Source organism: Vibrio sp. QJM3NY_35 (assembly GCF_057785915.1).
In genome coordinates this window covers 1,786,388-1,799,740 of the sequence record NZ_CM173508.1, presented here as the reverse complement: position 1 = coordinate 1,799,740, position 13,353 = coordinate 1,786,388, and the positions used below count along the sequence as shown (strand labels likewise).

At 43.5% G+C, this 13,353-nt stretch carries 12 protein-coding genes and 2 pseudogenes; 4 read left to right on the top strand and 10 right to left on the bottom strand.

From position 1 onward, the window contains the following. Window positions 1–102 precede the first annotated feature (102 nt). Entirely contained in the window at window positions 103–450 is a 348-nt protein-coding gene (locus AC3CH3_RS23245; protein ID WP_048613546.1) for a phasin family protein, read from the top strand. Between the two features lie 75 nt (window positions 451–525). Next, a complete protein-coding gene (gene phaC / locus AC3CH3_RS23240; protein WP_488538564.1) occupies window positions 526–2,352 on the top strand; it encodes a class I poly(R)-hydroxyalkanoic acid synthase in 1,827 nt (608 codons plus the stop codon). 127 nt (window positions 2,353–2,479) lie between these two features. Here phaC and AC3CH3_RS23235 read toward each other — a convergent pair whose 3' ends face one another. The 6 genes from AC3CH3_RS23235 to napF all read right to left on the bottom strand — a co-directional run bounded on the left by AC3CH3_RS23235 (window position 2,480) and on the right by napF (window position 7,121). After that, complete coding sequence (locus AC3CH3_RS23235) at window positions 2,480–2,617, bottom strand: TIGR02808 family protein (RefSeq protein WP_010430103.1); 138 nt, start codon at window positions 2,615–2,617, stop codon at window positions 2,480–2,482. An 11-nt stretch (window positions 2,618–2,628) separates the two neighbouring features. After that, window positions 2,629–3,210: a NapC/NirT family cytochrome c gene (locus tag AC3CH3_RS23230; RefSeq protein WP_009845456.1), complete on the bottom strand. Its 582-nt coding sequence runs from the start codon at window positions 3,208–3,210 to the stop codon at window positions 2,629–2,631. A 29-nt stretch (window positions 3,211–3,239) separates the two neighbouring features. Next, on the bottom strand, window positions 3,240–3,701 hold the full coding sequence (locus AC3CH3_RS23225) for a nitrate reductase cytochrome c-type subunit (protein WP_488538563.1): 462 nt from the start codon (window positions 3,699–3,701) through the stop codon (window positions 3,240–3,242). A 125-nt stretch (window positions 3,702–3,826) separates the two neighbouring features. Next, complete coding sequence (gene napA / locus AC3CH3_RS23220; protein WP_048613540.1) at window positions 3,827–6,316, bottom strand: periplasmic nitrate reductase subunit alpha; 2,490 nt, start codon at window positions 6,314–6,316, stop codon at window positions 3,827–3,829. Beyond that, window positions 6,313–6,618, bottom strand: a complete 306-nt coding sequence (locus tag AC3CH3_RS23215) for a chaperone NapD (RefSeq protein ID WP_019824440.1) — start codon at window positions 6,616–6,618, stop codon at window positions 6,313–6,315. Before AC3CH3_RS23215 ends, napA begins: the two co-directional genes overlap by 4 nt. 23 nt (window positions 6,619–6,641) lie before the next feature. After that, complete coding sequence (gene napF / locus AC3CH3_RS23210; protein ID WP_019824442.1) at window positions 6,642–7,121, bottom strand: ferredoxin-type protein NapF; 480 nt, start codon at window positions 7,119–7,121, stop codon at window positions 6,642–6,644. A gap of 253 nt (window positions 7,122–7,374) precedes the next feature. Between napF and narQ the strand changes: the two genes are divergently transcribed. After that, on the top strand, window positions 7,375–9,105 hold the full coding sequence (narQ, locus tag AC3CH3_RS23205; protein ID WP_488538562.1) for a nitrate/nitrite two-component system sensor histidine kinase NarQ: 1,731 nt from the start codon (window positions 7,375–7,377) through the stop codon (window positions 9,103–9,105). Then, the gene (locus tag AC3CH3_RS23200) at window positions 9,092–9,724 is read left to right on the top strand and encodes a response regulator (RefSeq protein WP_017062609.1); all 633 of its coding nucleotides are present in this window, start codon (window positions 9,092–9,094) and stop codon (window positions 9,722–9,724) included. Before narQ ends, AC3CH3_RS23200 begins: the two co-directional genes overlap by 14 nt. 191 nt (window positions 9,725–9,915) lie before the next feature. Here AC3CH3_RS23200 and dcuC read toward each other — a convergent pair whose 3' ends face one another. The 4 genes and pseudogenes from dcuC to AC3CH3_RS23180 all read right to left on the bottom strand — a co-directional run bounded on the left by dcuC (window position 9,916) and on the right by AC3CH3_RS23180 (window position 13,321). Then, on the bottom strand, window positions 9,916–11,283 hold the full coding sequence (gene dcuC, locus AC3CH3_RS23195) for an anaerobic C4-dicarboxylate transporter DcuC (protein WP_009845449.1): 1,368 nt from the start codon (window positions 11,281–11,283) through the stop codon (window positions 9,916–9,918). 461 nt (window positions 11,284–11,744) lie between these two features. Next, a pseudogene (locus AC3CH3_RS23190) lies at window positions 11,745–12,116 on the bottom strand (hypothetical protein); the annotation flags it as partial. Next, a pseudogene (locus AC3CH3_RS23185) lies at window positions 12,117–12,752 on the bottom strand (hypothetical protein); the annotation flags it as partial. A gap of 278 nt (window positions 12,753–13,030) precedes the next feature. After that, complete coding sequence (locus AC3CH3_RS23180) at window positions 13,031–13,321, bottom strand: putative quinol monooxygenase (RefSeq protein ID WP_488538561.1); 291 nt, start codon at window positions 13,319–13,321, stop codon at window positions 13,031–13,033. Window positions 13,322–13,353: the final 32 nt, after the last annotated feature.

The following is a 13,353-nucleotide window of genomic DNA, read 5'->3' as shown; positions in this document are numbered from 1 at the left end:
TATCGGATCAGCTTTTCAAAGCATCGTGAGTTAATCGATGGGCGTTGGCTGAAACGATAGTGACACAAATTTATTAAACTATGTATTCATCAGGAGTTACTTATGTACACGGATATTTTCAAAACAATTACTGACCAAACTGAAAAGCAATTTGAACCGTACTTAAAGTTCAACAAGTTGGTTGCAAAGAACGTCCAAACGATGACTGAACTGCAAATGAATGCAATGCAGACTTACACGGACATGGGTCTTGCACAAATGAAAGCAGTGACTGAAATCAAAGACGTGACTAGCCTAACGGCGTTCAACAGCCAGCAACTAGCAGCGCTAACTCAACTGTCTCAACAGATGATGAGTGATAGCTCAAAAATGCAAGCTGCTGCAAAAGAGTTCAAAGAAGATGTTGAAACACTAACAACTGAAAACTTGAAAACAGTTACACCTGCATAAATTTAATCGCCATCGAGTTAGCGCAGTGTTTACTGTGAGGCTCGGTGGCGATTTTCCGATTATTGGAGTCATGTTATGTTTCAACACTTCTTTTCGGACTACCTTGTTAAACTTCAACAAACGAACCAGCAATGGTGGGAAAGCTTTGAACAAAACAAGGAAGCCGCGCAATCTCCCTTAAACCAAGCGATGCAAGAATTGAACTTTGATGATGCATCAAAAATCTTCGAGCAAGCCGCCAACCAACCTGCCGTTCTGCTTCAGTTACAATCTCAATGGTGGGAACAGCAACTTAAGATCTGGCAGAATGCCGCGCTGATGGGCAACACCGAGAGTGTTATCTCAGAAGACCGCAGCGACAAGCGCTTTATTGATGAAGCGTGGAAAAACGACCCGTTCTACAGCTTTATCAAACAATCCTATTTGTTGTTCAGTAAAAGCTATATCGACACCATCAACTCGATCGAAGGTATTGACGAAAAAACCAAAGAGCGAGTGGCGTTCTTTTCTCGTCAGGCAATCAATGCACTTTCTCCAAGTAACTTTATTGCAACGAATCCAGAGTTGATGAAACTGACGCTTGAGCGAAATGGTGAAAACCTTCTCGATGGGTTAGAGCAGTTACAAGCAGACGTTGAAGCGAGTGCTGATATCCTCAAGATCCGCATGACCAACAATAACGCCTTCCGATTGGGTGTGGATGTTGCGAACACCGAAGGTGATGTTGTCTTTCAAAACGAGCTGTTTGAGCTGATTCAGTATCATCCAAAGACACCGCAGGTTAACGCGACGCCTTTGTTGATCGTTCCGCCGTTCATCAATAAGTACTACATTCTTGACCTTCGTGAGAAGAACTCGATGGTGCGCTGGTTGCTTGAGCAAGGACATAGCGTATTCATGATGTCTTGGCGCAACCCAGGTGAAGCGCAGAAAGACACTGAATTTGGTGACTATGTCACGGAAGGCGTGGTTAAAGCTGTTGCTGCGATTGAAGACATCACAGGTAAAGAGCAAATCAACGCGGCGGGTTACTGTATTGGCGGCACGGTGTTGGCGTCGACGGTGGCTTACTACGCTGCGAAACGCATGAAGAAACGTATTAAAACAGCGACGTTCTTTACCACCTTGTTGGATTTCTCGCAGCCGGGTGAGGTGGGCGCGTATATCAATGAGACAATCATCAACGCGATTGAGAAGCAGAACGATGGCAAGGGCTATATGGATGGTCGCTCGTTGAGTGTGACGTTCAGTTTGCTTCGTGAAAACAGTCTGTACTGGAACTACTACATTGATAACTACCTCAAAGGCAGCAGCCCGATGGAGTTTGATCTTCTGTACTGGAACAGTGACAGCACAAACGTGGCGGCCAAGTGTCATAACTTCTTGCTGCGAGAGCTTTATCTTGAAAACAAACTGGTTCAAGACAAAGGCGTGAAAGTGGGCGGTGTTTGGATTGATCTCAATAAGATAAAAATACCAAGCTACTTCATTTCAGCCAAAGAAGATCATATCGCTCTGTGGCAGGGCACTTACCGTGGTGCGTTGAATACCGGTGGGAATAAGACGTTCGTGCTTGGCGAGTCTGGTCATATTGCGGGTATTGTTAATCATCCAGACAAGAACAAGTACGGGTTCTGGCTGAAGGACAACCTAGACGACTCGGCGGACGAATGGCTAACTAATGCGACTCATAATGAGGGGTCTTGGTGGACACACTGGAATCAGTGGCTACAAGGTTTTGAAACTGACGAAAAAATCGAACCTTTCAATCAAGGCTCAGAGCTTAACCCTGTGATAGGCAAAGCGCCAGGCAACTATGTAAAACAGGTGCTGCCGATTGTCGATCAAGAGCAGGTTGATAAAGAGACCGCAGAGAAAGAAGCGCCAGAAAACGAAGCTTAGGGTGTTAAGTCACATTCAATTATAAAGATACACAACGTCAGATAATAAAAAAGCCACTGAAATCAGTGGCTTTTTCGTATCAACTCATATCAGAATTATCTGGTAGAAGTTGATGTAATCTCGATTGTTAATCGATTTCTTTGTCTTTACCCATAGATAAAATCCAAAGAGATACGGCTGCAACACCTGCGAAGCCGCCAAGAATGATAACTGGCATAGCGCTGTAACCTAGGATGTGCCAAATTACGCTTTCTAAAGTACTCATTCAATCGCTCCTTATTGCCAGCCTTCAACGCCGTGCATGTCTGGTAGTTTGTGTGCAATACCTTTGTGACAGTCTACACACGTTTTTTCACCAGAAGCTAGCGCAGTAGAGTGTTGTTTCGCACTACGAGGGCTCTGCTCTGAGAAGTCCATGTAATCGAACTGGTGACAGTTACGACACTCAAGTGAATCGTTCTTTTTCAATCGAGCCCATTCGCGTTCCGCTAGGTGAGCACGTCGTGCTTTGAACTTTTCTTCAGTATTGATGGTTTTCGCAATAAAGTGTGCGTATAGCTCTTTAGATGCTTGAACCTTACGAACAATTTTATCGGTCCATTCATGAGGTACGTGACAGTCTGAACAGATAGCACGAACACCAGAACGGTTAGAGTAGTGAATTGTCTCTTGGATTTCAGCAACGATAGGTGCGTGACAGCCAGAACAGAATTCTTCCGTGTTGGTTGCCTCCATACCCGTGTTGAATGCACCCCAGAACAAAAGACCACCCGAGAAACCCAAGAACAAAACAACGCCTACGGCTGCTTTACTTGGTGTCGCGAGTCTTTTCCAAAACGCTTTAAGTAATTTTATCATATATAGCCTCTCTTACAGTCCGGCTACGATTAACGCAGTGAATCTACAGGTTTGAACTCGTTCTCAACTAGTGGCTTAGCATTAGCTTGAGGTACGTGACACTGTAGACAGAAGTAACGACGAGGTGATACGTCTGCAAGTACCGCATCTTCACGGTTCATGTAGTGAGTTACACTCACTTTAGTAGCACCCATTTCTTTTGCGTTTTTCCAACTGTGGCAAGAAAGACACTTGTTAGCGTTAAGAGAAACTTCATAGCTACGAATAGTATGAGGCACTAGAGGTGGTTGGTATACGTAGTCACTCTCAAGTACTTGGTCACGAGGGAACTTTTTGAAGTCATCTGCTGCGCGAGTTGCTTCAAGTTCACTTGCACCACGTAGAGATTCTACGCCACCAATGCCGCCTGGGTTACCCAGTTCAGCTTCAGCTTGAACTGCACCAGCTAGCAAAAGACCAGCTGATAGTAGGGCAGTAATCAGTTTTTTCATGGTTAATTTCTCCGCCTAAAGGCTAATTCTTTGAGTGGACTACTTCTTTCAAAAAGTAACGAAAAAAGCAGTCGCAATATTAAAAACGTCAGATCTACGAGCTAAGTGGTAAGAACATATTGTCCTTAAGCGACCTTAGTGATCTTAACTGGACACTTCTTGTAATCCGTCTGTTTAGACAGAGGATCCGTTGCATCCAAGATCAACTTGTTGATCAGAATTCTTGCATCAAAGAATGGTACGAATACCAAGCCTTGTGGTGGACGGTTACGACCTCGAGTTTCAACACGAACGCGTACTTCGCCACGTTTGTTTTCGATAAGAACTTCATCACCACGACGAAGACCGCGAGCTTTAGCATCAGCAGGGTGGATGTAACAAAGTGCATCCGGTACTGCTTTGTAAAGTTCTGGTACACGACGAGTCATAGTACCTGTGTGCCAGTGCTCAAGAACACGGCCTGTGCATAGCCACATATCATATTCATCGCTTGGTACTTCAGGTGGCGCTTCGTATGGTGCATTGATGATCAGTGCTTTACCATCTGGCTTGCCGTAGAAGTCCCAATCAGAGCCTTTCTTAGCATATGGATCTGAACCTTCTTTAAAGCGCCATAGTGTTTCTTTACCGTCAACAACAGGCCAACGTAGACCACGAACTTGGTGGTAGCGATCGTATGGTGCTAAATCGTGACCGTGGCCGCGACCAAAGGCTGCGTATTCTTCGAATAGACCTTTTTGAACGTAGAAACCTTGAGCTTGTGCATCGTCGTTAAGCTCTTGAGCTTCAGACAGTGGGAATGCATCAACGTTGCCGTTTTTGTAAAGCACGTCGTACATGGTTTTGCCACGGTACTCAGGCATTTTCGCAACCAGTTCTTCACCCCAAACTTCTTCAATAGTGAAGCGCTTAGAGAACTCCATGATTTGCCATAGGTCAGACTTAGCTTCACCTACGGTTTTCACTTGTTGGTACCATGCTTGTGTACGACGCTCTGCGTTACCGTAAGCACCTTCTTTTTCGATCCACATTGCTGTTGGAAGGATAAGGTCTGCTGCTTGTGCAGTAGCGGTAGGGTATGGGTCTGAAACAACAATGAAGTTATCTGGGTTACGGTAACCTGGCAGACGTTCAGTGTTGATGTTTGGACCCGCTTGCATGTTGTTGTTACACATTACCCAGTAAGCGTTGATCTTACCGTCTTTAAGCATACGGTCTTGAACAACGGCGTGAGCACCTGGCTTGCCATTTAGAGTGCCTTCTGGAAGTTTCCAGATGTCTTCTGCAATCTTACGGTGTTTAGGGTTAGCAACCACCATATCTGCCGGTAGACGGTGAGAGAACGTACCAACTTCACGAGCTGTACCACACGCAGATGGTTGGCCAGTTAGTGAGAATGGGCTGTTACCTGGAGTAGAAATCTTACCTGTTAGCAGGTGGATGTTGTACACAAGGCTGTTCATCCATACACCACGAGTATGTTGGTTCATACCCATAGTCCAAAGTGACATTACTTTGATGTTTGGATCGGCGTATTGCTTAGCCAGCTTGATAAGGTCTTCTTGAGATACACCTGACATTTCAGACGCTTTCTCAACTGTGTATTCAGCAACAGACGCTTTGTAGTCTTCGAAAGAGATCGCAGTCATTTCACCTGAGTTAGGGTTTGCTGCTGCTTTCTGTAGTGGATCATCGTCACGCAGGCCGTAACCGATGTCTGTCGTTGCTTGCTTGAAGTTTGTGTGTTTGTTCACGAAGTCCCAGTTAACTGCATCGTTTTGGATGATGTAGTTAGCAATGAAGTTAGCAATTGCTAGATCTGATTGAGGTTCGAAGATGTAACCTGTGTCTGCAAGCTCGAAAGAACGGTGGTAGTAAGTAGACAGTACGTTTACTTTAACGTGTGGGTGGCTTAGACGACGGTCTGTAATACGAGTCCATAGTACTGGGTGCATTTCTGCCATGTTTGACCCCCATAGTACGAATGCGTCTGCGTGTTCAAAGTCATCGTAACAACCCATTGGCTCATCGATACCGAAGGTACGCATGAATGCACCTACCGCAGAAGCCATACAGTGACGAGCGTTTGGATCGATGTTGTTTGAACGGAAACCCGCTTTCATCATCTTAACGGCTGCGTAACCTTCCATTACTGTCCACTGACCAGAACCGAACATACCAACGCCTGTTGGACCGTTCTTCTTAAGAGATGCTTTCCATTTCTCAGCCATCACGTCGAACGCTTTGTCCCAAGATACGGGTGCGAAATCACCATCTTTATGGAACTCGCCATCTTTCATACGAAGAAGAGGTTGTTCTAGACGGTCTTTGCCGTACATGATTTTTGAAAGGAAGTAGCCTTTGATACAGTTAAGGCCTTTGTTTACCGGTGCTTCTGGGTCACCTTGAGTCGCAACCACTTTGCCGTTTTGAGTACCTACTAGTACCGAACAGCCCGTACCACAAAAACGACAAGGCGCTTTATCCCACGTGATTTTTGTTTGATCAGAGCTAGCAATCAGGTTGGTTGCTGTTGCCGGTAGTGTTACACCTGCAACGGCTGCCGCTGATGCAGCTGCGTTTGCTTTCACAAACGCACGTCTTGTCATTTTCATACTTCACCCTCAAGTTGAGAATTGTTGCTTCCAGTTTCTAAATCCGTTTCGTCCAGTCCAGTTTCGATTTGGTGATAAACCAAAGCTGTCCCTAAAACGTTCGTAATATTATTAATTTCTTCGATGGTATCCGTTACAAAACCTTGGTTTTCTGTTTCTAGGACCACTATGATTTTGCCTTCAGGGCTACTGCCGTAAATCTCTGCATTATCGAACTGCTCGATTTGTGCTTTGATCTCGTCTAGATGTTCTGGGCTCACATGCACGACTAAACTTGATATATGCACTTCATTTAGTGCCATAAATTGCTCTCGTTATTTTTGTTTTATGCATTACTCACAAGAATAGCTGAAGTAGGGCAAACTGCTACGCAGGCGCCACAACCGCTACACTCATCTAACTTGATTTTTGGTAGAGCAACACTGCCTGCTCTAAGTTGAAATTGAATGGCCATAGGTTCACACATGTCACCACAGCTTCGGCATTCAACATTTTGCTGCGCTAAACACTTATCAGAGATATGTGCTTTTGCTTGCCAAGGCTCTCCTTGCTTTGGCTTAAAAATGGGTTCGGGACATACATCTGCACATTGATAGCAGAACGTACACTCATCAATAGAGAAATCGACAGTGGGAAAGCCACCATCGCCTACAATGATTATCTTAGTCTCACAACTTTCGATGCATTTACCGCAGCAAGTACAGTCATCCGTAAAGCTTTCTAGATTGTTAATCCAAGGCAAACGAATCTGGCTTGAGTCAACTTTTCGTCTTGAAAAAAGACGGCGTTTTGATAGATCTACCACTAGATACCTATAGATGTTACTAAGATGTTGTAATTTTAGGTCATTATTCTATTAATATCTTGTAATGAGTCCTCACAAGTAGTGTAGTTTTAGAAACAATTGTATAAATACCCCCTAAGGGCTAATTGGGGGTATGTATTGTCTTAGATCAATAAATTACGGAGCGAGTGATCACATATTGAATGGAGCTATGATTTTTGATGTGTGACAATACGATATCGCTGGCGAGTCATTTATCAATAGGAAGGCACTTTTGCTTATAAAACCGGTTTCATCTGTAACAAGTACGATAGCAAAATCTTTGCTCTCTATACTGCTGTTGTCGGTTGCTACGACTGGCTTTGCCATCTTTACTTTAGCTTCAAGTTTGAATGATGCGGAAGCGGTTAACGTGGCCGGTTCAATGCGAATGCAAAGCTACCGTTTAGCCCATGATATTCAAATAGAATCCGTCGATTACGAATCCCATATTCGTGAATTCGAAAGTTCTCTTTACTCGCCATCGATGACCAATTTGGTCAGTTGGAATGTTCCGACAGACATCACAGAAGATTACTATTTAATTATCGGCCGTTGGCATGAACTGAAACAGGTCTTGAATAGCGAAGAGCGCGACCACTATCTCGTGTTGGTTGAAAACTTCGTGGCTGAAATCGATGGCTTCGTTTATAAGCTCCAAGAGTTCTCTGAAGACAAGTTAATAAAGTTAGCGTGGGCTGGTGGTATCGGCCTTGGTGGAATTCTGGTCATATCTCTTTTTGTTGTTCACTTTGTACGTAAACAAGTTGTTAAGCCACTCCATGCGCTCGTTGGAGCCAGTCAGCGGATCAAAAACAGTGACTTTGAGGTGGAATTAAAAGTCACCAACAATAATGAACTTGGAATTCTGACTAAGACGTTTAACTCGATGGCCAAAGATTTGGGCGTGCTCTATCGAAACCTTGAGTCTGTTGTGGATGCTAAGACAGTCGAGTTGCAAAACGCCAACCAATCTTTGCAGGCGCTTTACCACTCCTCACAAGAGCTCACGGTTACGCGGATTGCACCTGAAAACTTCCGAGCGATTCTGCAGCACCTAGTCAGTTTAGAAGGGATAGAGTCGTTAAGGCTTGAGATAGCAGATAATTCGGGTCGTTCATTGATTATGGACGAAGGGTATGATTCGAACTTGGATTATGAAAAATTTGAAATGAAGTTGGATGATAACGAGCTCATCTTGGGCTATTTATATTGTTCATATCATCATGGTCATTCAACCAAGACGCTGATTGAGAGCTTTATCCAACTGTTATCACGAGCGATCTATTATAATCGAGCGCAGAAAAAAGCAGAGCAGCTTATTATAATGGAAGAGCGTGCAACGATTGCACGTGAGCTGCATGATTCACTTGCTCAGTCACTTTCGTATCTGAAAATTCAAGTGACCTTATTGAAGCGCGTGATTGGCAAATTGCCAGAGCAACAGCATCGAGAGCAATCTGAACAAATAGCGTCTGAAATCGGCAACGGTTTAGCTGATGCCTATACTCAATTACGAGAGTTGCTCACAACCTTTAGGTTGACGATAAAAGAGGGTAACTTTGGAGACGCTTTGAGCACCATGCTTGAAGAGCTCAGTGAAAGAACAGATGCAAAGATTAACCTAACCAACAATCTTTCATCCATAGAACTTGATGCACATAGTCAGGTTCACTTGCTTCAATTGATTCGTGAAGCAACAATTAACGCAATAAAACACGCCAATGCCGACTTGATAGATGTATGCTGTATCGATGAGGACGGTGAAGTATTAGTCGTGATTAAAGATAATGGAGATGGCTTTGACTCAAGTAGTTCTAAGATGAACCACTACGGGATGAGCATTATGCAGGAGCGTGCGGCAAGACTGAATGGCGACTTAACGATTGAAGCGGCTCAAGGTGAAGGCTGTACAGTCATATTGAAATATAAAAGTTTGAAGGAAGTTAAAGTTGACGATTTGTAAAGTAATGCTGGTTGATGATCATCCATTGATGCGCAGAGGTATAAGCCAATTACTGAGCTTTGAAGATGAATTCGAAGTGATTGCAGAAGCAAGTAACGGTACTGAAGCAGTCGCTCTTGCCCATGAAGAAGAACCTGACTTGATCCTTTTGGATCTTAATATGAAAGGCATGTCTGGACTTGATACGCTGAAAGCACTTCGTACTGATGGCTCAAGCGCTAACATCGTTATTCTAACGGTTTCTGACAGCCCTGCAGACATTGAAGCGATTGTAAAAGCGGGCGCTGATGGCTACTTGTTGAAAGACACAGAACCCGATGAGTTAATTGAACTGCTAAAGCAAGCACACAGCGGTGACAAGGCTTACAGCAGTGTGGTTGCTCGTTACTTAAATGACGCTGGTAGCCGCAATGATATCTTCGAACAACTGACTGAACGCGAAATGCAAATCCTTCAAGAAGTCGCGAAAGGTTACCGTAACAAGCAGATCGCTGATCACCTGTTTATTTCTGAATCGACAGTTAAGGTACATATGAAAAGCTTGCTGAAAAAACTGCAAGTGCCTTCTCGCACCGCTGCAACGGTTCTGTATCTAGAACGCTATGGTGAAATGAAGTAGGGCTTGTTCCTTTGAGATAACACTATTTCAAGCCTGACTGTTTATACATATCTCGATAGTTTTAACGACGTTGAGAAAGTGATATTAAAAAAGGCGCTGAACTTATTAAGTTCAGCGCCTTTTTGTTTACGCATTTTATATCAGTATTGGTGTTAGTTTGTTCTCGTTCTTTGAGATTAGAAACTTAAGGCTTACGCCGCCATTGGAACCAATACAAGCGTACCGAAGATAACCGTAATAAGACCACAAATTACGGGTACAGAAGTACGTTTTACGACTTCAAATGGGCTGATTTTACCCATACCAGATGTCGCAACAATTACACCAGATACAGGTGAAATAGTACGGCCTAGGTTCGATGCTTGAAGCATTGGGATGATTAGGAACGCTGGGTTCAAGCCCATTTTCGCCGCTAATGATGGAGCTAGTTCTACGAATGCATAGAATGGCGCGTTACCAGAACCTGTCGCGATAGCAGCAGCCACCGTTAGACCCGTGAGGATAAGCATCAATGCAATGCCGCCTGCGCCTGCAGATTCAGCAAGACCGATTAGGTTATCAATTGCACCGATAGACATTAGACCTTGAGCAAATACGCCCGCCGCAACCAACAGCATTACCACACCTTTGAACGCGTCAGCCATGCCTTGGTAGCAAGAGTCTAGATCTTCTAGTGTTTTCTCGCCGTCAAACTTCTTAACAACGTAATCGATAACTGCGCCCACGAAGATAGAACCGACCACAATAGTGTAGATATCAAGTGACAGCCCTGGAATCGTACGACCGTTGAATAGGAAAACGCCGATGATAGGTAGGAATGGAAGTGCAGCGTAGAAAGCCGGCGCCGTTGTTTCGATTTCAGAAACGTCTACTTTTTCCATTGGTGTGTTTTCTTTCTTATCTAGGTATTTGTTCCAGAAGAAAGCCGCACCCGCCATCACGATGATCGCACAGATAGAAACAGGCAGTACCGTTTGCACAGCAAACACATCAAGAGACATGCCTGATTTTTCTGCCGCGATAACCACATCACCAGAGGTTGGCGAAAGAATGATGGCTGCAGGTGATGCACAAACTGCAACTGCCGCTGGGCGAGAAATACCCATTGCCGTCATCATTGGGAATAGGGTTGCCATCAACAGCACACCAAGGCCTGTTGCAGAACTTACTGCTAAAGACATTAGACACGCCACGATGTAAGCCGCAACAAGAAGTACATAGGGAGACTTGATAGCTGCAAGTGGTTTAGAAAATTGCTTTACTACCACGTTGTTCGCGCCGATGTGAGTCATGTATGAAGCGAAACCACATAACAGCATGATTTGCATGCCTAGGCCGCCCCCGCGGTATTGAAGCATGTACTTAACGAATTCTAGTGAGTCGGTAACCATGTTACCTGTTGAAGCTACCTTAGCTGGTAAAACTGTGTGACCAATAAGGCCAGTAATAAGAAGTAGGGCAAGGCCAGCAGTTAATAATACACCCGCTGCTTTATAGCCTTTCACAATAAAGTAACCAACAGCGATAGTAATCACTAATCCGATCAAGAGCTCTAACATAGAAATCTCCACAAAGTTTAAAAAATATAAGAAAGTGTTTCAGAATATGACAATGAATGTACAGAAAACTGCACTGTGGCACGAGGCATAGTTGAGGTTGATATGATCTAAGACAAACATTTTTTTCGATGTTAATTGTGGTTATAAATCGTGATTAACTACTGTTGTTTAGATGTTAATAAACAAACTTTGTAGCTCGTTAGAATATAACTTGGATCACCTTTGATTGTTCTAGTTGCATATGGGGTGTTGTTTTATAAATCGCGAGTGTTTTTTGTACTTTGGAAGGGAACTTGTAACGAAGTGGGTGTTTATCGGAGTAAAGAGGTGAGAATCTTAGCTTTGAAGCTTACTTACATTTATAGATTACTTATGTTTAACGCCTACTTACTTCCCATAAGTAAGCGCTAAAACACAAACTGGTATTAAAATATAATTAGGGTTAAAAATAGCGAGTGGGTTTAGTTCATATCAACGTCAGGAATGTCATTTGAATACGTTGACAGCTCAGAGCAGACTACCTTCTTACAAAAATGAATCATCCCATAGCGAGTAATGAGTAAAAACTCTTCTCTATTCAATGGAATGTAAGGCATGGCGTCAGAAGATAGGGTAGACCCTTCACTTATCATCACCTTTTCGTAAAACGACAACTCGCGACTCGGGATGATTTGTTGGTGTTGGTTCTCATCCAGTGAGATGTCGTGTTGAGTGACAGAGTAAGAGCCCGAAGACGTAAAACCGACTTGTTTAGTCGATACATACAATAGGTCATAACTGTCATTCTTCTTAAACTCGATGTTAATAGCAAACTGATTATGAATCATATTATTAAGAATACAGCTGCAGACATACTCTCGATATAAGGCATTACTTTCAGAAAGAGACATCGTTTCAAGCTTCACTTCGCCTTGGCTCAATACCTTTTTTTCTTTAGGGATCACGTTGTGCTTATTAACCTGAATATTGATTTCTAGCAGGTGACCATTTTTATAGGTATTGAAGTTATGGTTAATCAGCTTAGTGTCGACTACCGCGGCGTTAATCGAGTTCTGCTGAGCTTTGGAAAGGGCAGAAAGCTTTGCTTCACTATCGTTGTTTAATATACCTTTCGATAATTGGTTGCCCTTGGCCCAATAGCTGTAGCTTTGAACCCAATGTACAAACTCTGTCTTGTATTGCTCGATGTCTTGTTCGGCGGCACGCTCGATATTATTGGTGAGGGTGTACAACTTCGACTTGTTGCCTAGCAGCATATCTAGCCATTTGGGTTTGTACTCGTCGAGCGCTTCCATGGCTTTGACTTTATGGTCGAAGCGAACCGTTGGCATTACAGGTGCCGGTTCCATTGCAATCGACTCCCAATTCACTTTTGGTGTAGGAATGGTATGGACGGATTGGATTAAGTGCAGGTGTTGATTGAACAAGGTCACTTCATTGACCGCGTCCTCAAGTTGTTTGGTATTCATCTACATTCCTGTCGACGGTTATTCTTGTCATTTGGCGCTCATTTTATGGTCAAAGCGCGCGAACAGTATTTAAATGAATGTGAATGATCTTTCGTGAGGTTGCTTGATATTGGTTTAGGAATATTTGGGCAGTGGAGAGTCTCGTTTCTGCTTGTTTAAGGAGTATAAATAGCGCGGAGAGAAAGGAATTTAATGAGCTCTAAAAAACCTAACACGTAAGAAAAACAAAACCCTGCGATCAGAGCAGGGTTTTTATTGAATCAGTACTGAGTGACTGGTTAAGCAATGTGCGTCATTTTATTAAGCACAAAGGTTTCAATACAACCTTCAGTCGCAGCCATGTAGTCAGCGATGAGTTGGCTCGCTAAGTGTTTCTCTAGATGAGCTTCAGACTCCCAGTTCTCATGAAAAACGAAGTGAGCAGGGTTACTGTTGTCTTGGTGCAGATCGTAGTTAAAACAGCCGTCTTCAACACGGGTTTTATCGATCAATTTAATCATCTCAGCTTTTACAAGCTCTGTTTTGTCTTCTTTAGAGACGATCGTTGCAATAATAGTCAGTTTGCTCATTTTCAATTCCTTCGCTTTAAACTCGATAAGTT

Bases quoted from the DNA above. Each gene is read 5' to 3' on its own strand.
- AC3CH3_RS23225 (WP_488538563.1), bottom strand. From the start codon at position 3,701: ATGAAAAAACTGATTACTGCCCTACTATCAGCTGGTCTTTTGCTAGCT.
- phaC (WP_488538564.1), top strand. From the start codon at position 526: ATGTTTCAACACTTCTTTTCGGACTACCTTGTTAAACTTCAACAAACG.
- AC3CH3_RS23230 (WP_009845456.1), bottom strand. From the start codon at position 3,210: ATGATAAAATTACTTAAAGCGTTTTGGAAAAGACTCGCGACACCAAGT.
- napA (WP_048613540.1), bottom strand. From the start codon at position 6,316: ATGAAAATGACAAGACGTGCGTTTGTGAAAGCAAACGCAGCTGCATCA.
- AC3CH3_RS23215 (WP_019824440.1), bottom strand. From the start codon at position 6,618: ATGGCACTAAATGAAGTGCATATATCAAGTTTAGTCGTGCATGTGAGC.
- dcuC (WP_009845449.1), bottom strand. From the start codon at position 11,283: ATGTTAGAGCTCTTGATCGGATTAGTGATTACTATCGCTGTTGGTTAC.
- AC3CH3_RS23180 (WP_488538561.1), bottom strand. From the start codon at position 13,321: ATGAGCAAACTGACTATTATTGCAACGATCGTCTCTAAAGAAGACAAA.
- AC3CH3_RS23245 (WP_048613546.1), top strand. From the start codon at position 103: ATGTACACGGATATTTTCAAAACAATTACTGACCAAACTGAAAAGCAA.
- AC3CH3_RS23235 (WP_010430103.1), bottom strand. From the start codon at position 2,617: ATGAGTACTTTAGAAAGCGTAATTTGGCACATCCTAGGTTACAGCGCT.